The sequence below is a fragment of the Thermosynechococcus sp. M3746_W2019_013 genome (assembly GCF_015296045.1).
GTDB lineage: Bacteria > Cyanobacteriota > Cyanobacteriia > Thermosynechococcales > Thermosynechococcaceae > Thermosynechococcus.
Window position 1 is genome coordinate 21,969 of record NZ_DVDW01000026.1, and the last position, 21,862, is coordinate 43,830.

The window sequence follows — 21,862 nt, forward strand, 5'->3', positions numbered from 1 at the left end:
GTAGTTCCTCAACAGCACCCGTCGCAATCAAGAATACTGATGGGCAACGCTGACCCCCAGTTCCTGCCAAACAGCCTCTAAGAGAGGCTCTAACCCCTGACGAGCTACCGCCGAGATGGCAAAAACCCGTTGACCCACGTAGGCAGCGAGGGTCTCTTGAATAGTCGTGATTTGCGAGGCATCTAGGGCATCAATTTTATTCAAAGCTACGATTTGGGGGCGATCGCCCAAGCCATGCCCGTAGGCCACCAACTCATCGCGAATCGTTTGGTAGGCAGCCACCACATCCTCAGCCGTGGCATCAATCAAATGCAGCAGCAGACGGGTGCGCTCAATATGACGGAGAAACTCATGCCCCAACCCCAGCCCAGCATGGGCACCGGCAATCAGACCCGGAATATCGGCAAATACAGTTCCATCGCCATTGGGTTGGCGGACAACTCCTAAATTGGGCACCAAGGTTGTAAAGGGATAATCAGCAATTTTGGGTCGCGCTGCTGACAGTACTGAAATCAGTGTGGACTTGCCCGCATTAGGCAGGCCAATAATGCCCACTTCGGCCAGTAGCTTCAGTTCTAGCCGTAGATGCCGCTCTTCCCCCTCCAAGCCCGGTAGGGCATAGTCTGGTGCCCGCTGATGATTGCTGAGGAAGTGCTTATTCCCTAACCCCCCTTTGCCTCCCTTAGCCACCAGCAGCGTTTGACCGGGGGTAGTCAAGTCTCCCAGCAATTCCCCGGTTTGCGAATCCCAGACCATTGTGCCGCAGGGCACCTCAATCACTAAATCCGCACCACAGGCACCGGTACGGTTATTCGGTCCGCCCCGTTGGCCATTTTCGGCCTTGAAAACATGGGCATAGCGAAAGTCCAGCAGCGTTTGTAAATTGGAGACTGCCTTGAGAATCACCGAGCCACCATTGCCACCATTGCCCCCCGATGGCCCCCCTGCAGGCACATACTTTTCACGGCGAAAGGCAATAATGCCGTCACCCCCTTTGCCGGCTTTGACGTGAATTTCTGCAAGGTCAATAAATTGCATGTTGGCCGCAATCAGTTCCTGATCGGTTGGATATTTGAGTCATATTTGAGTATTGTATGCTGCCAACTTGTTGATAGTTCTTTTTATGGGGACGACATAGACGCCCAAGGATGAAACTCCCTATCGAAGACCCTTGATGAATGTCCTAGGAGAAAAGAGCAACATGGTAGGCTTAAGGGAATTTTAGGGTGGCGAGGCAATGGTGTTTATTCGATGGCAACGCCAACGACAACCGGCTCCGCCTGAAGAAGGGGTCCTATTTTGGCGACTGGTGTTGTGGCTAGGGGTGGCCTTGATCTCCGGCAGCCTAGGGGCACTCTGGGGGCTACTCAGTCAGAGCACACCGCTCATGCAGCGATCACTCAGCAGTCAGGAGTGGCAGGCGTTTCAACGGGGCGATCGCTGGACAGGGGCAAGGCTCCATCAGCCGCTAAATTTATTGCTCATTGGCTCTAAGGTCTTAACTTCCGACTTAGATCACCCCCCCGACCCCAACCTGACCTACCATGCCCTAGTTAATTCCGTTGAGGGGCTATCGGACTCACTTCTACTGGTGCGCTTTGACCCAGTGCAGCAACGTTTAGTGATACTATCAATTCCCCGCGATACGCTGACCTTTATTCCCGGCCGCGGGGATGCCAAAATCAACGAAGCCAATGCCCTTGGGGGACCAGCGTTGGCGGCAGCAACCGTCAGTGAGCTGTTGGGAGATGTGCCCATCGATCGCTATTTGCGCATTAATGTTCAAGGAATCGAGAAACTCATTGACACCCTTGGGGGTGTGACCCTGGATGTGCCCATAGCTATGCGCTATCGCGATGACAGTCAGCACCTCCATATTGATTTGCAAGCCGGACGACAACACCTGAATGGCAATCAAGCCCTGCAATTTCTGCGCTTTCGCTATGATGCCCTTGGCGATATTGGCCGTGTGCAGCGACAACAGATGTTTTTGCGGGCATTGATGGAGCAAACGGCTCGCCCGGAAACCCTTGCCCGTACTCCCCAAATTCTCAGTATTATCCGCGAAAACTTGGATACGAATCTAACAGTTGGAGAACTGATGAGCCTGGGTCAATTCCTTACCAGCTTGCCGCGATCGCGGGTGCAGTTTCTGCTGCTGCCGGGGAACTTTAATGGCAGCACTGATGAAGTGGCAGTGAGCTATTGGTTGCCCAATTACCAACGGATTGCTTGGCTAACGGATCAGTATTTCCGTGACACCCCTACTGCTGATCCGCGCGAGACGGGTTTGACCTCCCCTGCCCAAGTGCAGATTGCTATTCAAAATACTACCCTGCCAGAATCATTAGTCACGCATCTGAGTGAGCAACTGGCAACCGCTGGTTACCCCTATCCCTTGGTAGCGGAGCCATTCCCCCAACCGATTCCGATTACGCGGATCATTGCTCAGCAGGGGGACTTGGCAGCAGCACGTCGAGTGCAGTTATTGCTGGGATTTGGAGAAGTGCGGGTGGAGAGTACGGGTGTGCTAGCATCGGATGTGACGATTCAACTGGGCGACGATGCCCGCGATCGCCTGCAATTGAGACAAACAAAATCTCTGTGAGTGAATCCTACGTTATTGGCGTTGATCTAGGTGGCACTGCCATCAAAATGGGGTGTTTTAGTCCCAAGGGGAATTGTCTCCATTCCCTGGTGTTGCCGACCCCTCAGCCCCCTTTTCCAGAACGGGTGATCAAAGCCATTTTGCAGGGGATGAAAGAACTGGATAGTGAGAATCGGGCGTTGGCGATTGGTATGGGCGTACCGGGACCCGTGGATGCCAGTGGTCGCATTGCCCGCCGTGCCATCAACCTTGACTGGTACGAAGTGCCTATTAGCGATAGCCTGGAACACCAGACGGGCAAACCCACAGTGATTGGTAACGATGCCAACTGTGCCGGCCTGGGGGAAGCATGGCTAGGAGCAGGGAGTCAGTTCAAGGATTTAATTTTGCTCACGTTGGGGACGGGGGTAGGGGGTGCCATTATCTTGAATGGGGAGTTGTTTGTTGGTCGAGATGGCACCGCCGGCGAGTTGGGGCTGATTACCCTCGATTACAACGGGCCTCCCTGCAACAGTGGCAATCGCGGTTCCCTTGAGCAACACGTTTCCGCCCAAGCCCTGCGGCGGCGTTGGGGCTGTGAACCCCATGAGATGGCAGAGCGGGCCAGCAATGGCGATCCTGAGGCGATCGCCCTCTGGCAAACCTATGGCCGCGAATTAGCCGCTGGCATTGCTAGCCTTGTGTATGTGCTCACCCCAGAAGCAGTGATTATTGGTGGGGGGATTAGTGCCGCCAGTGATCTCTTCTTTCCCTCGATGATTGCTGAATTGGAAGAGCGGGTGCTGCCCACCTCCCGCCATAACCTCCACTGTTTGCGAGCAACCCTTGGGAATTACGCAGGCATTGTCGGTGCAGCCAAACTGGCATGGCAACATGTCAAAGCGCATCCCTAAGTAGCCTTACCTAGGATCTTACCTAGGATTAAGTGACACCACTTGGGCAAAGGCTATGACTCCTCCAACCCCTGGGGATAGCTCGCCGCTACTGCTCAATGTCCCCAATGCAACGGTGCTTTGATCAACTCTGCCGCATCCTCCTGAGCTGCGCCTAGAATTGACCAGACTAGTGAATTGATTATTCTGCCACCCACAGGGGGCAAGGGAGTAGCCAAAATTTTGAGCTGATTGTGGAAGTGGGGCTTTGGAACCGGCAAAGGCCAATGGGGCGGCCAACCCTCCCCAGATATCTCTGGGATTGCTAACTCCCCCCTAGCGGGTGTTGATCCGATGGGCCTTATCCCAATCTGCCGGATTTTGTTGCTGAGTTGCGATCGCCCTCGGATCCTATTGGATCCTATTGACCGCTGCCGCACCAAAATGCAGGCGTATCGGCCACTGGGGGTGTCCTTAGGAGTGCTGATCAATAGCCAAGACCGCTAAGGAGAACGCTAGCGTCCCCAAGAGGCAGTGGTTGGTTTAGACTCGCCGGAGAGGGTTGATTGCAGCGAGGTGCTGCCGGGGTTGCTGCTAGCGGTGGGGCGGTTGTGGACTTAGAGCCGCTGGACAAATTTTGCTAGTCGGGTCAGGCCTTTTTCAATCGTGGCTAGATCCGTGGCGTAGGAGAGGCGAATGTGATCATCCATGCCAAAGGCTTTACCGGGGACGGCGGCCACTTTTTCCTCCGCCAGCAGGCGATCGCAAAATTCCACGGACCCTATGCCTGTTTCGCCAATATCCACAAACAAATAAAATGCTCCATTGGGTTTAAGACAGCGCAGCCGCGGAATCTCACAAATCCCTGCATACATATAGGCACGGCGCTCGCGAAATGCCGCCACCATCTCAGCCACACAGGTTTGACTGCCTTCTAGGGCCGCAAGGGCACCATACTGGGCAAATGTACACACATTTGAGGTGCTGTGGCTCTGAATTTTGGTTGCCACTTTAATAATCTCCGTTGCCCCTGCTAGGTAGCCCACCCGCCAGCCGGTCATGGCATAGGCCTTGGCAAACCCACTGCAAACAATCGTGCGCTCAAAGGCGGCCCCACTGACTGCGCCAATGCTCAGGTGTTGGGCACCATCGTAGAGAATTTTTTCATAAATTTCATCAGAAACGACCCACAGTTGATGCCGCACAACCACTGCCGCCAGCTCACGAATTTCCTCAGGTGTATAGACCATGCCCGTGGGGTTACTGGGGGAATTGAGGACAAAAAGCCGCGTCCTGGGTGTAATTGCCTCCTCCAGTTGAGCAGGGGTAATCCGATAACCTGTTTCCGGCGTGGTTGCCACAATCACTGGCGTACCACTGGCTAGATGCACCATTTCTGGATAACTCACCCAGTAGGGGGCAGGAATAATCACCTCATCACCGGGGTTGATCAGGGCCAGCATCAGGTTAAAGAGGGCCTGCTTGCCGCCATTGGTGACGAGGATGTTTTCCGCACGATAGGGCAGGTGGTTGTCCCTGTTGAGCTTGGTGGCGATCGCCTGCCGCAGAGCCGGTTCCCCTGCCGCCGGACCATAGCGAGTTTTACCTTGATCGAGAGCTGTTTTCACAGCCTCACGAATGTGGGCAGGGGTGTCAAAGTCGGGTTCGCCCGCACTGAAGCTACAGACATCTTCGCCCGCCGCCCGCATTGCTTTGGCTTTTGCATCCATCGCCAAGGTTACCGACGGCGTGACCCGCATCACCCGTGTTGCCCAGTCCATCCTTTGTCTCCTGCACTACTTTCCGTATTGTGGCACTTTGGCAGGAGAGCGGCGAATCAAATATCCACCGTTCGTCTTGTTCATGTGAGGTTGCCCGTGTGGGATACCCCCAGGGGAATTCGAATCCCCGTCGCCTCCGTGAAAGGGAGGTGTCCTAGGCCACTAGACGATGGGGGCAAGACTCAGCATTAGTTAATCTAGCGAATACCCTGAGCGTTTGTCAACACCTCGGGCAATTTTTGCATCGAAGCCCCTCCTAGGGAGAAGATCAGGGCGAGTGACTGAGGGACTTGCTGTGGAACTTGCTGGCCTGCGTTCCTTCTCGATTGTGATGCCCGCCTACAATGTGGTGAGCCAGCGGGGAGAAACGATCTTTCGCGAAACCCTTGAGAGCATTGCTGCCAGTTGCCGCTACCTCCAACGGCACTTCCCCTACGCCACTGAGGGGGAATTCATCCTGATTAGCGATGGTTCAACGGATCGCACCTGCGATGTGGCGATGGCAGGATGGCCAAATGCCGTCCCTCTGCAATTGGTGGGCCTACCGACGAATGTTGGGATTGCGGCGGCGCGGAACATTGGAGTGCGCTTAGCCAAAGGTGAGGTGATTTTTTTCTGTGATGCCGATGATTTGTACCGCCCTGAGCACCTGTTTTTAGCTCTATCGGTGTTGAATCAGCCCTTGCCGGCACCCTATGCCCCGGCCTATTTTGGGGCGGTGCGCACGGGGGTCTATTGTCGCGATCGCCTGCATCCCTACTGGCACCAGAGCCTCGAGCAAACCTTGGTGCTGAACCTGGCTGTGCGCCGCGAAGTCCATGAGTTTATTGGCGGCTTTCCAGAGGATGAGGTGTTTCGCCAATTTCGCTATGGGGCTGAGGATGTGGCCTATGCCTATTGGTTGCACCAGTTTTGCCACACTGCCCGCCTCGAGCAGCGGACCGTTGAGTATCGCCGCTTTCCCAATAGTTTCTTTGACCGTCAACTCAAGAAATTCCAAGCCGCTCCCGGCACCGTGGCCGATGACCTTGATGAGGGCGATCGCCAGCGGGAGGCGCAGATTCAGGAGATTATGGCCACACGACTTCAGGAATTGCAGGCCAAGGCGGCTCAAGGAGTGGCCTAGGCGTTTTTGTGGCGCTGGACAATCATCGCGGCCAGTTTCTCCGGTACTTCCTGAAGATGGTCAAATTGCCAATGGAAGCCACCAGTGCCCATGGTCAGCGATCGCAACTCCACCACAAAGTCATGCATTTCCGCTTGCGGTAAATAGGCCTCAATCTGTTCCCAGCCGGGCCAACCCTCCTTACAGCTGTAGCCCAAAACCTGACCGCGCCGCCCTGTCAAAGCCTGCATCACCTTAGCGGTAAAGGCTTGGGGCATCCACACCTGTACCGCCATGATGGGTTCTAGGAGTTGCGGTTCACACTGGGGAATTCCCGCTTGCATAGCAAGGCGGGCTGCTTGGCGAAAGGCTTGCTCAGAGCTATCCACAGAGTGGTAAGAGCCATTGGTGAGGGTAACAGCCACATCCACAATCGGAAACCCCAAGGGGCCTTGGTTCAGGAATTCGCGCACCCCCTGCTCAACACCGGGGATATATTGCTTGGGAACAACGCCACCGACAATGGTTTCACTAAATTGGAAGCCGCTGCCGCGCTCTAGGGGAGCGATATCGAGGTATACATCCCCAAATTGGCCGTGGCCACCGGTTTGATGTTTATAGCGGCCATGGCTATTTTTGATACTACGGCGAATGGTTTCCCTGTAGGGGACTTGGGGTAGATGGGTTTGCATCGGTAGGTTATATTTGCGACGCAGGCGATCGAGGGCAATCTGCAAGTGAATTTCACCCTGTCCCCAGAGAATCATTTCATGGGTATCGCCATGCTGTTCCCAATGCAGCGCCGGGTCTTCCTCAAGGAGTTTTTGCAGCGCGCCAGTGAGCTTCACCTCGTCACTCCGTTTACTGGGAGTCATGGCCAGGGCATAGACCGGTTCCAGTTGTGGTGCACAGGGCAAAGGGGGTACCTGACCACTGCCACTGAGGGTCTCACCTGTACGAATGCCCTCCAGCCGTGCCAATAGGACAACCTCACCCGCCGTTGCTTGCCCCAAGGATTCTAATTGCGTGCCCTGGGCACGGTAGATGCCCCCCACGCGCACCCCATTCAAGCTCATGCCATCGGTCAAGGTGCCCTGCCAGACCCGCACAAGGGAGAGTTTGCCACCTCCTTGGGGTACATAGAACGTCTTGAGCACTTGGGCGAGAGGCTCCTCACCGTTGATCTGGCGATGGGCAGCGGTTGCTGTGGCATCGGGTGCTTCGCGATCGAGGGCTGCCAATAGGGGGCGCACACCATCGTCCGTTTGGGCACTGCCAAAAAAGACGGGCACAATTAAGTCGGCTCCCAATTCCCAGCGCAAATCCGCCATGATTTCACTTTCCGGTGGTGCAATATCCTCCAGGAGTTCTTCGAGGAGGTGATCATCGTAGTTGGCCAGCGCCTCTAGGAGCTCTGCCCGCGCCGCCTGTTCGACGGCTTGTAATTCCGAAGGAAAGGGGACTAAATCCGCCGCCGCCCCCGCATGGTAGTGATAGGCCTGCTCCGTCACCAAGTCAATGTAGCCCAAGAGGTCATCCCCCTGCCAAATGGGGTACTGGTGGGGCACAAGGGGACGGCTAGACACTTGGCGATAGGCGGCTAGAATCTCCATGTAGGGATCATGGGCACGCTCCATCTTGTTGACAAAAAGGATATGGGGAATTTGCCAGTCATCGAGGAACTTGAATAGGGGGGTTAGGGTAAAGGCGCGATCGCTCAGGGGTTCACAGACCACGATCGCCATGTCCACACCCACAAGGGCATTGAGGGTTTCTTGGAGCAATTCCACTGAGCCGGGACAGTCGAGAAGGGTGAGGTCTAGCTCCCCGTACTGGGTATGGACAACATTCAGTTCCACGCCCATCTGGCGATCGCGCGCCTCAGGACTGGTATCCAGAAGACTACTGGCTTTCCCGTTGGTGGCGCGGGTAAGGCGCAAAATACTTTCTGCAAGGGTCGTTTTGCCACTGTTGTAGTTGCCCACAAGGGCAATGTTGCATCGTCTCGCCATCGGACACCTACCTTACTAATTCCCTTACTAATTGGCCTGATTTGCCATGGGGGTCAAAATTGTCCAGAATAGACCCTTAGTTTGCTTTAACTAGATCTCTTAACCCTTGGCGATCGCCCTTGGCGGAATTTGCAGTATCTCTTAAGGGAGCTGTAAACAACCATTAAGTTGGGGTTAACGTTTGCGAGGAGGACTCACTCACAATGCGCTTCAATTCCCTTTTGTGGGCTAGTATTGCCAGTCTTAGCCTTTGGATGGCATCGCCAGTCCACGCCAATAGCCAAGTGAGCCGGCTGATGCAGGAAGGGCAGCGGCTAGTGGAAGGAGGAAACTATGCCCAAGCCTTGGCCATTTATCAGCAACTGCTCCAGAGTGAGAGCCGTAATCCCCGCCTGCATTCTGCCATTGGCTACATCTATGCCCAGCAGGGACAATTTGCCGAGGCTGCCCGTGCTTACCAACGCGCGATTGAGCTGGATCAACAAAACGCTGATTTTTACTATGCCCTGGGCTACAGTCTGGGGATGATGGGGGAAAACGACGGTGCTGCTGCCGCCTACCGCCAAGCCATCCGCCTGAATAACCGTAATGCTCAAGCCTATGAAGGACTGGCGGTAATTCTCGCCCGCATGGGGGATCCCCAAGGCGCCATACAAGCCTACCGCGCCGCCCTCCGTCTTGCTCCCCGCAATTGGTCAGCTCAAAAGGGATTAGGGGTTTTGCTGCTCCAACAACGCAATATTCCTGAAGCCCTCAGTAGCCTGCAACAGGCGGCAGCCCTTGCCCCCGGCAATGCCTCAATTCAACTCAATTTAGGAATGGCACTCCTTGCGGCCGGCGATCCTGGCAATGGCTGGCAGGCAATTGACCGCGCCGCTAACTTGGGTCAGCGGGATGCAGATCTGCTACAACAGGTGGCCGAACTGGCTGCGGCAGCGAATCAACCCGAGCGAGCGATTCAAGCCTACCGCCGCCTGATTACCCTGCAACCCGAACGGGTCGCCACTTACTTCAGTTTTGGTGAGCTGTTAATGCAGCAAAATAATCCCCTGGAAGCGGCGGCGATTTATCGTCAAGCCACGCAGATCAACCCCAAGGATCCCGAGGGATTTTACCGCTTGGGGAAAGCCTTGGCAGCCCAAGGGCGGCAGCAGGAGGCCCGCAGTGCCTATCAAGTAGCTTTGAAGCTGTACCGTGAGCAAAATAACCCCACAGGGGAAACCAAAGTCCGAGATGCAATGCGGCAGCGGCACTAGGGGCTAAGCCCCCTGCCCCAGATTCATAACCACCTGCTGCAAGTCAGAAATGAGGGCACTGGGGCGGCCATTGAGGATATTTTGGTTGAGTCCCTCTAAGCTTTGGCGCAGGTGATTGAGACGATCTTGAACGGGTTGTAAAATTTCCCGCAGCAGATTTGCCTGCCCCCGTTTGGCGGCGAGTAAACGTTGTTCTTCAATCAGTGCCTGTTCTTCTTGGCTCAGTTGATCTTTTTGCTGCTGTTGCAGCTTGCGGCGCTCTTCGAGGTCGTGGCGCAAACTTTCGAGATCGGTATAGGCCTGCTGCAATTCCTCTGCAAGTTGATTGACGGCCACACTGTAGTCCTGAAACTGGTGTTCAAGTTCACTGAGAATGGGAATGAGGCTAATGCCCTGCTGCGAGGCCGGATCTTTGCGGGCCTCTAACACTTGCTTGTAAATTTTGTAGATCGCTTCTTTTTCACGAATATTTTGCCGTTGTCCCTCAAGGGCCTGATTGAGCAGATTACAGCGCTGGCGCTCATCCTCTAGTTCCCCCGCCAGTTGCAGGCGATCGAAGTCACTGGCTTCTTTAATTTTTTGCTCCAGTTCTGCTAGGGACTCCAGAGCCATTTTTAGCTCTTCTTCTTGATCGTTGACAAAGGCAGAAGCACGCTTGAGGTCATTGCCTCGGTTGGCCACTTCTTTTTCGAGTTCCTCCATGGGCATTTTCATCAGGGCATTCACATCCACTGCCTCTGTGAGATCACTGACCATGGCTTGGCGCATTTGCTGGATCATTTCCTCCTGTTGAGCAAGGAGGTGGCGTTCTTTTTCAAGAACGGACTGTTTGTAGCGGCAGAGTTCCTCCTGTAGGGCGATCGCCCGACTGTCTTGCCAAAATTGTTCTTGAGCGGTGCGCCAGGTCTCCTCCTTTGCATGGAAAGCTTGAAGTTGCTGCTCTAGGGTGGCTTGCCGCTGGCTCACTTCCTGCTCTAGTTGCTCCAGTTGCTGCCAGTATTGGCTCAGCAAGGCCTGCTGCTGGTCTAAAATTTGGAAACATTCGGCGATTTGGGAACCCCCACCACTGCTGAGGGTCTCTGCCAACTGCTGCAAAATCGAGTCCACTTGGCGAATTTGTTCTGGGGATAGGCCATTGCTGTGGCTTGATCTGAGTTGTTCCCAGCGCTGCTGCTCTTGATGGACTTGGTGGCGTAAATTTTCAAGGGCTTGGCGTTCCGCTTGAAGCCGCTCTTCCTCTGTGGTCAATTCCTCCCGTAGTTTGTTGAGTTGTGCCAGCTGCTCCTCAGCGCCAGCCAGTTGTGCCTCTAGTTCCTGGAGTTCTTCTTTGCGCTGCTCAAATTCCTGTTCCCGTTGATTAAGCGCTTCCGCCTGATATAAGAGGGATTGCTTCCAGCCTTCAATTTCTTCCTCTTGACTTTGGAAACGCTCCCGCATCCGTGTAAAGCCGTGCAAAATACCCGTGAGGCGGCGAGCCGCTTCATCTACGTTTTGAATTTGGCGGTTAGCGGCCATTTCCACAAAGACCAGCACGCCATTGCCGTAGTCGCGACTATTGTCAAAGGGAATCGTTTCTTCGTTTTGGGGGACAGGGTGCCAGTAGCCCGACTGCTCACGCATCAATAATTTCAACTCGGATCTCGTCCCCATAAAACCCGTTTTTTTAATCACTTCGGCGAGATACTGCACAGCCTTTGACCTCTACCCTAATGCTGAGACTGACACACAACTAGAACATGCAACAACCGTAAGAATACGTATGATGGATTTGAGCTGATGAAGGATGCAACTTTTGGGTTGTCCGCGATCGCTGGAATCCAGAGCCCTATATCTTTATTTTATTAAACACCGATCCGTAAGAGTTTATCAGTAGTCTGAATCACGTAGGTCAGGCACTGCAGAATTCCAAGGCCAAGGCGGTTGACCTATTTGTCAGTATAGCGAAAGGAGGGTTGCCACCCTCACTAATCCTCACTGACAGCGGGCATCCAAGGTTGTTGCGGTAAAAAGGCGCGATCGCGCGGCAGAGGGGCAATGGGTTCTGTCAGGGTAAAACGACCACTGTAAATCCAATCCTTGAGGACTTCGGCAATGCGTTGACTCAAGTAGAGGCTGGTCAGGGGAGCAGTGCGCACGGTTTTGCCTTCAATTTTGATGCTGCCGGACTTGAGTTGGGCATAGTTGACCAGGCCGAAGGTGGGACGTACCCGGCGAGGAATTGAAAAATCAATAATCGGTGCCACTACGTCCTCATCGCGAATGGCACAGCGGGCAATGACCTCTTGATCCAACACCGGCAGGGGAACTCCCACCCCCAGCATCAGAGAGGCCCCATAGTGCTTGAAATAGCAACCGCGCACCCAAAAGGGATCCATTTGCTTGGCATCACCAATGAGGGCAAGGGTTGCGGCTGGACCAATGGGGGTGTCGTTGGCCAGGCGTTTTTGCAACGGAAAGTGTTGGGTGCCTTCCCAGGCCACATAACCAATGCCACCACCGAGGAAAATGCGCGTGCCAATCCCCACCAATCGCAAGTAGGGATCATTCAACAGAGGTGAGAGGGCACCGCCACAGGCATAAACGGCATTCCCCAATTGCGGTTGCAGTGGACCCAGATAGGTATAGAGGGGGCGATCGCCCCCATTCACACCCACAATAAAATTTTGATACAGATTGCGGGGATTATAGAGATAGAACTGGTTGATGGTGTCTTTGCTAATCACCGTTTCTAAACTGGCGCGGGGATAACAATCCGTAACACAGCCCACCGCCCGTAGGGGAATGGCTTTACCCGCAATCAAATCGGCAATGACATGGCCACCCCCCCGTTCCCGCAGACTGTCGGCTTCTCCTGCTTCAGAGTTGGGATCCAGCGATTGGGCCGCCCCAAGGTACAGATCCACAGCGCCAAAACCACTGTAGGCGGGAATGCCATCAAGCCAGCACTGCCGCAGTTTAATGGGCGGATCTGTCGGTCCCAAGTTAATGATCGCCCCGGAGGACTCCATAGGTTCAAACGTACCCGTCGTAATCACATCCACTTGGCGGGTTGCTTCGGCAATGCTCAGGCTTTCAAGACGGGCTTTGAGTTCTGCCAATGTCCAAACCGTGGCTTTGCCTGCTGTAATCTTTTCATTAATTTCGGCAATAGTCCGTTCCACAGGGGTTACCGCAGATCTTCAGGATGGCGAATTTGCCAAGTACCATCGGGGAGCCGTGAGACTTTGCCCCCTAGGCGCTCAATATTTTCTATGGCTGTTTGTCGCGAGCGATCGCTGACAGCATTGACCAATGCCCAAATCCAGGCATTGATCTGGGCCATGCGACTGTCGGGATCTCGCCGTAGGGTTTGTGCCAACGAGCGATAATACCCTGCTGCAGCACGTACCTGTGGCTCTGGATTCAGTTCTGCCCAAGCCGCCGCGCGATCGTAGGACTCCGCTGCCGCTCGGCCGTTGCCCAAAAAGAGCAATTCATCCATAGCCCGAAACACCCATGCCAAGTAGGCCGTTGGTTGATAGGCGGGATCCATAGCAGCCAGCCCCCGATCCATCAAAGCCACAGCGGTTTGTGGCTGTCCTGCATACACCGTAATTGCCGTCGAGAGGTAGGGATAGGTTTGGGCAAAGCCGGGATCCTTGGCAATAATCACCTCAAAGAAAGCAGGTACGTCGTCGTAACCCGTGACTTGGCGGGCAGCAGAATCCCCAAAAAACTGCAGAAATTGCAAAAATGCCCAATCGGCAACTAAATTGTCAAACCCAAAGGAAGGTAACTTTGCCAAAAGCTGCATTTGAGTAATGGTTTGAGCATTCTGGCGCTCATATTCGGCATCGGTGAATTGTTCGCCCGTTTGAGCTTGTAATTGACGCAGGGCATCCTGCTGCATAAAGGCAACAATGCCTAGAGCCACAGCCATCAGACCTAGACCCACCACCTCTGACCAGCGCCAGCGTTTTTGATTCATGGCTCACCCTCAAGCCAAGCAGCTATTGATTTTTGTTGCTTGCTTCTCCCGGTTCAGTAATGCGCTGAAAGAGATACCCTGTGCCCCGTGCGGTCAAGATTAATTCTGGATTACTGGGGTCTTCCTCTAATTTAGCCCGCAAGCGGGAAATGTGGACATCCACCACCCGTGTATCCACATGGCGTTCGGGGGTGTACCCCCACACTTGCTCCAGAATTTCTGCGCGGGAGAAAGGCTCGCCCGAGCGTCCTACCAGCAATTCCAAGAGCATAAATTCCATGCCCGTGAGACGAATGCGCTCATCCCCCTTGTAGACCTGCCGCTTATTGGTGTCAATGCGAATATTGCCCACCTGAATCACCCCGGAGCTAGGGATGCCAGAGGTATTGGTCTTCTCAATGCGTCGCAGTACCGAGCGAATGCGGGCTTCCAACTCCTTGGGGGAAAAGGGCTTGACCACATAATCATCGGCCCCCAGTTCTAGCCCCGTAATGCGATCAGCAACATCGCCAAGGGCAGTGAGCATAATAATCGGGACATCCGATTCCTTGCGCAGTTCTTGACAGACGCCATAGCCATCTAGTTTCGGCATCATCACATCAAGCACCACTAAATCTGGCTGCTCCTGCCGAAAGGTGGTCAGGGCTTCCTCGCCATCGGCAGCAGTGACGACGGTATAGCCAATCATTGACAGCCGAGTTTCTAAGATGCGACGAATACTCGCTTCATCGTCAACAACGAGTATCTTTTCTTTGTGGGTCTCCAAAGTAACGGACACTCCTACTCAATGGGGACAGCAATGGATAGAAATTAAAATGTGAATTTTTTGTACTCTATCATTTTTTTACTGGTTATAGAAAGACTGCCAACCCTTACCAGAACGGGATTTTGCGGGTTTTTCAGAATTGGAAATCTTTAAGATATTTTAACGTGGTCTTGTCGCGCAAAAAAGCGGACACCCCTACAGGAGCATCCGCTAGTGGATTGATTCACAAGTGGTTAGTGGCAGCGTACCCTAGTCGCGATGACTGGGCTGAATCCCCACCAATGAGGGCGAGAGGCTCGACCAGGATTGCTTCACCAAGTCGGCATCGGCTTTGACACTGCCAATGTAGTTGCCCGCTGGCAGCGTCGGGAAGCGTTTGTAGGGCACGACATCTTCGCCAAAGTAGCGGCTGTACTCAGGGCTATTTACCATCGTTTCGACAGCAGCCTTGAGGCCTTGATCCGCCAAGATTTTGTTGTATTGGCGAATTTCCGCTTGGGTGGCTGGGGCGCGACCAAGGAGGTGACGGAAGAGGAACTCAATCACCTTGGTGTTGGGATAGGGGGTGTAGAAGCGGTTGCGATAGATCTCCGAGCTGGCCAGTGTACGCACAAACTCGCGGACGGTAATTTCACCATTGCGCAGGCGGCTTTCCAGATCAGGGCGCCGGAACTGGCTCGGCACTTGGCCACTAAAGACATCCATCACTTGGCAGTAGATGGCATTGATGACCAGCTCCACTTCAGCACTAGGGGCACCCACGGTCATGCGGAAAATACGAGCGGGACGGCGACGGGTGGTACCGACCCCCACTTCCACCGATTGACCATCGCCATTGCGGAAGGAGCGTCCCAATTCGATAAAGCGGGGCTTGCTGGGATCCGCTTGACGGGCTTTAGCTTCTTGCTCGGCGATCGCCCGACTAAGGAGCGGCAGCTTCGTGTTATCGAGGCGAGGTTTGACCGGCGCGAAGCTGGGCACGACAATCGCATCACTTTGCTTCGTGAGTTGATTGTGCAGTTTCTCAGTGTTGGGGAAGTTGGCCGCTGGCAAGGTGGGGAAGCGACGATAGGGCACCGTATCTTCACCAAAGGCTTCAGCGTATTCAGCACTACTGACGAGGGCTTGGACAAAGGCCTTTAAGCCCTGGGTGGCAAGAATTTGGTTGTAGCGGCGAATTTCCGCTTGATCAACGGGTGCCCGCCCCAAGAAATGTTTGGTACCCAGTTCAATGACTTTGGTGTTGGGGTAAGGGGTGTAGAACTCCTTCTGATAGAGTTCAGAGCAACCCAAGGCTTCGATGAACTCCTTGAGGGTGATCTCGCCGTTGCTGAGCTTGGATTCAAGGGCGGTAAACTCATCGCGAACAATGTAGGGGGCAACATCCCGCTCAAAAACCTGACGATAGGCCGCCTGAATCACCAGTTGCAGATTTTGCTTGTCGTTGAGATCCGTGAGCTTGAAGACCTTGGTCTGCTCGCGGCGCTTGCTCACCCCTTGATTGGCACGGAACTGAATCGCTGGCTCAGTGCGCAGTTCGGTGACCACCCCTAGTTCGACAAAGCGAGGTGTTTCTTCTTTTTCAGGGGGTACGCCAGTTTCGCCAATTGTCCCCACCCGTAGCGATCGCAGAGCCAGACCCTGGGGCGTAATGTAGCGCTCGTAGGGAACCGTATCTTCACCAAAGGCTTCGCTGTACTCTTGGCTGTCAATGATGGCATCCACCAAGCCATAGAGACCTTTCTTCGAGGCAATGTCAAAGTAGGCATTCATCTCTTGGCGACCATAGGTGGGACGACCCAAGAGGCGACGGTGAATATATTCAATCGCCTTCGTGACGTACAGTGGTGTCCAGTAGAGGCTGCGGAAGAGGTTTGACTTGGCCAAAATCCGCACAAACTCACGGACAGAGATTTCACCGTTCTCCAGTTTGATCTCAGCGACTTTTTGGCGCTGCCCTTCATAGACATCACGGCCAAAAACTTGGAGATAAGCGGCACGAATCACTCGCTGGGTCGAACTTTCAGCAAATTTGACACTGTCGCCGCCCGTGGCGATGGAGCGCTTGCCAATGCGGGCATTGATGCTGGGAAGCTGATCCAGCTTGAAGACCTTTGGCCCTAGGGTACCGGGGGTGACACCACGGGCTGCTGGATTGCTCACCTGATTGTTGATCCCTGGCCCGCGCGCAATGAGAATGCGGCGGGTGTCTTTGTTGAAGGGTTGAGGGCGAGTCCTGGGGTTTTTCTTTTCTTTTGGGAAGATGGCGCCAAACTGAATTTCCAGGGGATCGTTGCCGGACCCATAGGGGTGTTGATCTGGCAGGGGCTGATCTTGGGCAGCAAAGGTAGTGATGAATTGGGGAACTTTGCGGAAGGGAGCACTGTACTTGAAGAGATCCTGTTGGGCACCCCAGTTGCGACACTCTTGGGCCTCTTGACCCAGACCCCGCAGATAGGGCACCGTTTCTTCGCCAAAGTAGTCGCTGTATTCCTTGGAATCCACAAGGGCATCCACCAAGGCAGGGAGACCCCCCTTGGAAATAATGGCAAAGTAGGTTTGCACTTCCTCGCGGCTAGAGGGCCCACGACCCAAAATGTGGCGGAAGGCGAGTTCTAGGGCACGGCTGTTGATATAGGGTTCGTAGAAGTTTTTGCGGTAGAGAGGCGATTTGGCCAGTTGGCGGATGAACTCCTTCATGGAGATGGAGCCATTTTTCACCTTCGATTCCAAGTCGGAGATACCCAAACCGTAGGCCCGGGAGATGTCGCGCTCAAAGATTTGCCGATAGGCGGCCTTAACTACTTCGTTCTTCTCGGCAGCGGATAGCCCTGGCTTCATCACAAATTTGGGACGACGCTCGGCGGCATTGAAGTAAATCTGTGGCAGCTGCAGACCTTGTAGATCGGTGGAGTTGCGCTGCCGCACCTTATCGGAGGGGGCGGGGGCAATAAATTCGTTGATCAGAACGTCAAAGTAGGTTTCGACAATGCCCTTGGCTTCGGCGTCTTTTTCAAAATAGCTGAGAGCTGCCCGCCGCATTTCCTGCAGGGCAGCAATCGTGGCATCACTGGAGCAAGCAGCCTCAATGATTTCCCGCAAGCCGCGGGTATTCACCGCCAGAATGTTGGGATCACCGGCCACAATGGCGTAGGTGGTATAGCGCAGGAACCAATCCAAGTCCCGCAGGGATTTTTCCATGCGCGCTGGGCCATAGCGGGCAATGTTGATCGGCTTGAAGCCCACGGGCGCACCGCCACTGGACGCACTAAAGATGGAGCGCAATCCCTCTAGGAACCCACCACGGGTGTCCACATAGGTTGCGGTTCCCAGCTTCATGGCTTCTTTCATGTCAATGGCTTCGCCCCTTGCCCCAGTGGTGAATTGGGGGGCTTCTTCAGTTTGGGGACGGGAGAGAAAGGCCATGGGGGAACCACCGACAAAGATGCGGTTGGCAGCACGGGAAACAATGATGTCGGCGTTGCGGGTGAGGGTGGTGGCAATTTCAAGGCGTTTTGCCCCGGAGCGCAGATAAACAGCGAGTTCAGCCAGTTCACCCCGATTCAGGAAGCGATCCTGCTGCTCGGCTTGGATAATCGTTGAAACGGGGACTGTTTGATAAAGTTGCGGGCGGGCAACCGAGCTTCCACCACTTGCTTTGACAACCATGGTTACTAAGAGGCTCCCTTTACTTTTAGTTAACGCGCTAACTTAGATTAGAACGATTCGGGGGTGGCTCGGTATTTTTTTAAGAAATGTATAAATTTATGGGGATTTGCTGGCGATCGCCCCCAAGTTTTATGAATTTTTGTAATATTCCTTGACGGCTGCGCCTTCCCTGAATACCCATTGCTGCAACTGTCGCTGTGCTTTAACCCACTAACCCCTTAAAAGTGCTGAAAGAGGCGATCGACTTGGACGGGTAATAATTCACCATTGAGCCTGAGTTGCACCCTTTTTTCAGGAATAATTTCGCCAACCATGGCGGCGCGTTCACCCGCTGCTCCACAGAGAGCCTGAGCCAATTCTGGGGAAAGGCACAATACCAATTCAAAATCCTCACCGCCATAGAGCGCCCAGTTCAGGGCCTGCAGGCGATCGCCATAGTCCACTATCGGAATCCGCTCTGCCCAAAGAACCGCCCCCACCCCACTGGCTTGACAGATTTGCAGGACGGCAGCCGCCAGACCATCACTGCTATCCATGCCGGCAAGCCGCGGCGGGGGGACCTGTTGGCGCAGCCAGTGGACAATATCCAACCGCGGTCGGGGACGTTGATGGGCTTGAATCCATGCCTGCCGCAGTTCTGCAGGGACGGCGCTTGCCCCCTGGGGATACAAAAGGCATTCGAGACCCGCTCGGGAGGCCCCATGAACACCCGTTACAACAATGACATCCCCCACTTGAGCGCGATTGCGATAAATAATCCGTTCTGGCGGCGCACTGCCCAAGACCGTGATGCTGAGACTGAGGACACTAGAGCGACAGGTATCACCACCGATAATACTGGTGCCGTAGGCCTGAGCACAGGTAGCCATCCCTTGGTAAATGCCCTCAATTATTGCCACAGGACAGTTGCGAGGTGCTGCTAGACCCACGGTTAACCCCAAGGGCAATGCCCCCATGGCTGCAAGGTCTGATAAATTGGCGGCCAGCGATCGCCAGCCAACATCCTGAGGTGTCATGGTGACGGGGGTATCGGTCATCCCCAAACTAAAGTGCACCCCCTCAACCAGCACATCGGTACTAACAATGAGTTGTTCCCCAAGGGGTAGGGACAACACCGCTGCATCATCCCCAATCAATTCCTGGTGGCAATAGGGGCGCAGGCGGGCAATCAATTCTAGTTCGCCACAGTCGGCGAGGGTGAGCATCACTAGTCAAACATCCGAAAATAGGGGGGGCGAATGGGGGCACCGGGTTCTTTTTCCAGATCAAAGTTAATCACATCCCAGCGCTCCTCTTGGCTAGCGGGGGGGCTAAACTCAACGGGCAAGCCAAACAGGCGCAGCATTTGCGGATCTGTGGTGCCTCCCCAAGGGGTACTGCGTTCGAGGTAGGCGCAAAAGAGATCCCGATAGCGTTCGGCAATAATGACTTTGGTGGCACGGTAGCCTTGGGTGTAGAGACGATCGAGGGCATCGTGGATTTCAAAGCGAATGCCGTCGGGGTGGGTGTGCTGGCGATACCATTCGCCTTCCCAGAGACGCCAAATGCGACCGGATTGCAGGTGCATCAATTCGCCGGTTTTGGCATCTGCTTCAAAAGGGCCGTGGCGCGGGCACAGGTAAGTATCGGTGAGGGTCAGAGCGGGAATGATTTGCCGACAGTGGGGACAACGGATTTCAGGACCAAAGATCGGGTAGTGAGAGCCGGATGAGATCATGGACAGTTACCACACAGCGGCAGTAAATCCACCGCGATCGCTCTTCATTATAACGAGTTCACCTCAAGCCAGTAGGCTGAACACGTCTTCTCCGATGAAGTTTGGGCTACCCTTAAGGGGTGGCAGGTGCCAAGATAAAGAAATGGGTAAGTTGGCATTGAAGCGTCAAGAATGATCCTGGGGGATGAACAGCGGGACATTTTGATTATTGGCGGCGGCACCATGGGGCTGGCGATCGCCATCGAATTGGCATTGCGGGGAGCACGGCCCACGGTTCTCAGTCGCCAGTTTCGGGAAGCAGCGCTCCATGCAGCAGCGGGAATGCTCGCCCCCCAAGCAGAAGGTTTGCCGGCAGGAGCCATGTGGAATTTGTGTACGGCAAGCCGCAATTTGTATCCCAGTTGGATTGACAAGCTCGAACAACTTACGGGGCTGGATGCGGGCTACTGGCCCTGTGGCATTTTGGCACCAGTGACCGATGAGCGACAGCGGGATCGCTCCCACCCCATGGAGCCCGACAGCCGCTGGTTGGATAGGTCTGAACTTGCAAGCTACCAGCCGGGCTTTGCGGAGAGTGTGCTAGGGGCTTGGTGGTTTCCCCAAGATGGCCAGGTGAACACACGCAACTTGGCCAAGGTGCTGGTGAGTGCGGCTCGCCTTCTTGGCATCGAAGTCATTGAGGGCATTACTGTTCAACGTTTTCAGCAAACGCCGCAGGGAGACATTACAGCGTTAGAGAGCGATCGCGGGCGGTGGTCTGCGGGGATTTACATTCTGGCCACAGGGGCATGGGCACAAAGCCTCCTGCCTCTACCCGTCACCCCTCGCAAGGGGCAAATGTTGGCACTGAAACCACCGGGGCAACCTCTGCTGAACCATGTGATCTTTGGGGATCAGCTCTATCTTGTGCCGCGTCGCTCTGGCAAAGTGGTGGTGGGTGCCACCAGTGAAGATGTCGGTTTTCAAGAAGGAACTACGGTTGCTGGCCTGCAAGCACTGCTGAACCGTGCCACCGCCGTTATTCCAGAATTGGCAAGCTACGAAGTGATGGATACCTGGTGGGGGTATCGTCCAGCTACCCCCGACGACTTACCCATTCTGGGTCAAGGACCAGCTGCTAATCTTTACCTGGCAACGGGGCATTACCGCAATGGTATTTTGCTTGCCCCAATTACAGCGAAGCTGATGGCCAACTTGATCCTGCACCAGACGGGCGATCGCCACCTCAAAGCCTTTTCCTGGCAGCGATTTGAGGCTCGATCAGAAACCGGCGCCTAGGCAGTCACCAACTCAGGGCTAGGGCGTTTGCTATTGCGAATACCGGCGATCGCAGCGGCATAGTCGGGGGCATGAAAGACGGCTGAACCGGCCACAATGGCATTGGCGCCTGCCTCAAGGACTTGCCAAGTATTGTCCACCTTGAGTCCACCATCCACCTCAATCCATGGATCTAGGCCACGCTCTTCACACAGTTGCCGTAGTCGCCGAATTTTCGGCAGCACTGCCGGAATAAACTTCTGACCCCCAAAACCGGGGTTAACACTCATAATTAGGACGAGGTCACAGACCTCCAGGACATACTCAATGAGTTCCAGAGGGCTCGAGGGATTGAGCACTACCCCCGCCTGTTTGCCCAGTTCACGAATTTGACAGAGGGTGCGATGGAGGTGGGGTGAGGCATTGTGCTCAGCATGGACAGAGATAATATCTGCACCGGCCTTGGCAAAATCAGCCACGTATTTTTCTGGCTCGACAATCATGAGGTGCACATCGAGGGGCTTTTGGGTCAAGGGGCGAATCGCCTCAACAATCAATGGCCCAATCGTGATATTGGGAACAAAACGACCATCCATCACGTCCACATGGATCCAGTCGGCTCCCGCCCGATCTACCGCTTGGATCTCTTCACCCAAACGACTAAAGTCCGCAGAGAGAATGGAGGGAGCAATCACGACGGGCTTAGCACTCATGACCAATTCATTCCGTAAATAACGTTACAGTTGTTCTCAGTGTACCGAGGGATCGCCCCCACAGCAACTGGCGGTCCCTAAGAGCACCTAAGACCACTTTGGCAACTGCCTATGCATAGCCACTACAAGCTAACAGTAC

General features: G+C 54.5%; 16 protein-coding genes and 1 tRNA gene. 5 read left to right on the plus strand and 12 right to left on the minus strand.

What is annotated here, in order from left to right; genetic code table 11:
• Positions 1-27: 27 nt before the first annotated feature.
• Positions 28-1,038 carry an Obg family GTPase CgtA gene (gene cgtA / locus IGQ16_RS04970; RefSeq protein WP_024125419.1) on the minus strand — a complete coding sequence of 337 codons (1,011 nt, stop codon included), beginning with the start codon at positions 1,036-1,038 and terminating at the stop codon, positions 28-30.
• 199 nt (positions 1,039-1,237) lie between these two features.
• Between cgtA and IGQ16_RS04975 the strand changes: the two genes are divergently transcribed.
• Positions 1,238-2,608, plus strand: coding sequence for an LCP family protein (locus IGQ16_RS04975; protein WP_297041828.1), 1,371 nt, complete (start codon positions 1,238-1,240; stop codon positions 2,606-2,608).
• Entirely contained in the window at positions 2,605-3,501 is an 897-nt protein-coding gene (locus IGQ16_RS04980; protein ID WP_297041830.1) for an ROK family protein, read from the plus strand. The genes IGQ16_RS04975 and IGQ16_RS04980 overlap by 4 nt, the downstream gene beginning before the upstream one ends.
• 596 nt (positions 3,502-4,097) lie before the next feature.
• Here IGQ16_RS04980 and IGQ16_RS04985 read toward each other — a convergent pair.
• Together IGQ16_RS04985 and IGQ16_RS04990 are read right to left on the minus strand one after the other, a co-directional pair.
• A complete protein-coding gene (locus IGQ16_RS04985) occupies positions 4,098-5,261 on the minus strand; it encodes a pyridoxal phosphate-dependent aminotransferase (protein ID WP_297060475.1) in 1,164 nt (387 codons plus the stop codon).
• 104 nt (positions 5,262-5,365) lie between these two features.
• A tRNA-Glu gene (locus IGQ16_RS04990) sits at positions 5,366-5,438 on the minus strand.
• A gap of 100 nt (positions 5,439-5,538) precedes the next feature.
• On the opposite strand from IGQ16_RS04990, the gene IGQ16_RS04995 reads away from it, so the two are divergent.
• On the plus strand, positions 5,539-6,387 hold the full coding sequence (locus IGQ16_RS04995; protein WP_041429196.1) for a glycosyltransferase family A protein: 849 nt from the start codon (positions 5,539-5,541) through the stop codon (positions 6,385-6,387).
• Here IGQ16_RS04995 and IGQ16_RS05000 read toward each other — a convergent pair.
• A complete protein-coding gene (locus tag IGQ16_RS05000) occupies positions 6,384-8,378 on the minus strand; it encodes an elongation factor G (protein WP_024125415.1) in 1,995 nt (664 codons plus the stop codon). The genes IGQ16_RS04995 and IGQ16_RS05000 overlap by 4 nt on opposite strands.
• 203 nt (positions 8,379-8,581) lie before the next feature.
• On the opposite strand from IGQ16_RS05000, the gene IGQ16_RS05005 reads away from it, so the two are divergent.
• The gene (locus IGQ16_RS05005; RefSeq protein WP_024125414.1) at positions 8,582-9,634 is read left to right on the plus strand and encodes a tetratricopeptide repeat protein; all 1,053 of its coding nucleotides are present in this window, start codon (positions 8,582-8,584) and stop codon (positions 9,632-9,634) included.
• Between the two features lie 3 nt (positions 9,635-9,637).
• Here the strand turns inward: IGQ16_RS05005 and hmpF are convergent, their stop codons facing one another.
• The 7 genes from hmpF to IGQ16_RS05040 all read right to left on the minus strand — a co-directional run bounded on the left by hmpF (position 9,638) and on the right by IGQ16_RS05040 (position 19,753).
• Entirely contained in the window at positions 9,638-11,323 is a 1,686-nt protein-coding gene (gene hmpF, locus IGQ16_RS05010; protein WP_297060476.1) for a pilus motility taxis protein HmpF, read from the minus strand.
• Between the two features lie 275 nt (positions 11,324-11,598).
• On the minus strand, positions 11,599-12,795 hold the full coding sequence (locus tag IGQ16_RS05015; RefSeq protein WP_024125412.1) for a homocysteine biosynthesis protein: 1,197 nt from the start codon (positions 12,793-12,795) through the stop codon (positions 11,599-11,601).
• 5 nt (positions 12,796-12,800) lie between these two features.
• Positions 12,801-13,601: a hypothetical protein gene (locus IGQ16_RS05020; RefSeq protein ID WP_297060477.1), complete on the minus strand. Its 801-nt coding sequence runs from the start codon at positions 13,599-13,601 to the stop codon at positions 12,801-12,803.
• 22 nt (positions 13,602-13,623) lie between these two features.
• The gene (gene rpaB / locus IGQ16_RS05025; protein ID WP_071823306.1) at positions 13,624-14,379 is read right to left on the minus strand and encodes a response regulator transcription factor RpaB; all 756 of its coding nucleotides are present in this window, start codon (positions 14,377-14,379) and stop codon (positions 13,624-13,626) included.
• Between the two features lie 237 nt (positions 14,380-14,616).
• Positions 14,617-18,036, minus strand: coding sequence for a phycobilisome rod-core linker polypeptide (locus IGQ16_RS05030; protein ID WP_297060478.1), 3,420 nt, complete (start codon positions 18,034-18,036; stop codon positions 14,617-14,619).
• Between the two features lie 218 nt (positions 18,037-18,254).
• Entirely contained in the window at positions 18,255-19,241 is a 987-nt protein-coding gene (gene thiL / locus IGQ16_RS05035) for a thiamine-phosphate kinase (RefSeq protein ID WP_365971106.1), read from the minus strand.
• Between the two features lie 2 nt (positions 19,242-19,243).
• Positions 19,244-19,753, minus strand: a complete 510-nt coding sequence (locus IGQ16_RS05040) for a TIGR02652 family protein (RefSeq protein WP_297041652.1) — start codon at positions 19,751-19,753, stop codon at positions 19,244-19,246.
• 171 nt (positions 19,754-19,924) lie between these two features.
• On the opposite strand from IGQ16_RS05040, the gene thiO reads away from it, so the two are divergent.
• Positions 19,925-21,031 (plus strand): glycine oxidase ThiO, encoded by a 1,107-nt coding sequence (thiO, locus tag IGQ16_RS05045; RefSeq protein ID WP_024125406.1) that lies wholly within the window; start codon positions 19,925-19,927, stop codon positions 21,029-21,031.
• Here thiO and rpe read toward each other — a convergent pair.
• Positions 21,028-21,723 (minus strand): ribulose-phosphate 3-epimerase, encoded by a 696-nt coding sequence (gene rpe, locus IGQ16_RS05050; protein ID WP_024125405.1) that lies wholly within the window; start codon positions 21,721-21,723, stop codon positions 21,028-21,030. The genes thiO and rpe overlap by 4 nt on opposite strands.
• Positions 21,724-21,862 lie beyond the last annotated feature (139 nt).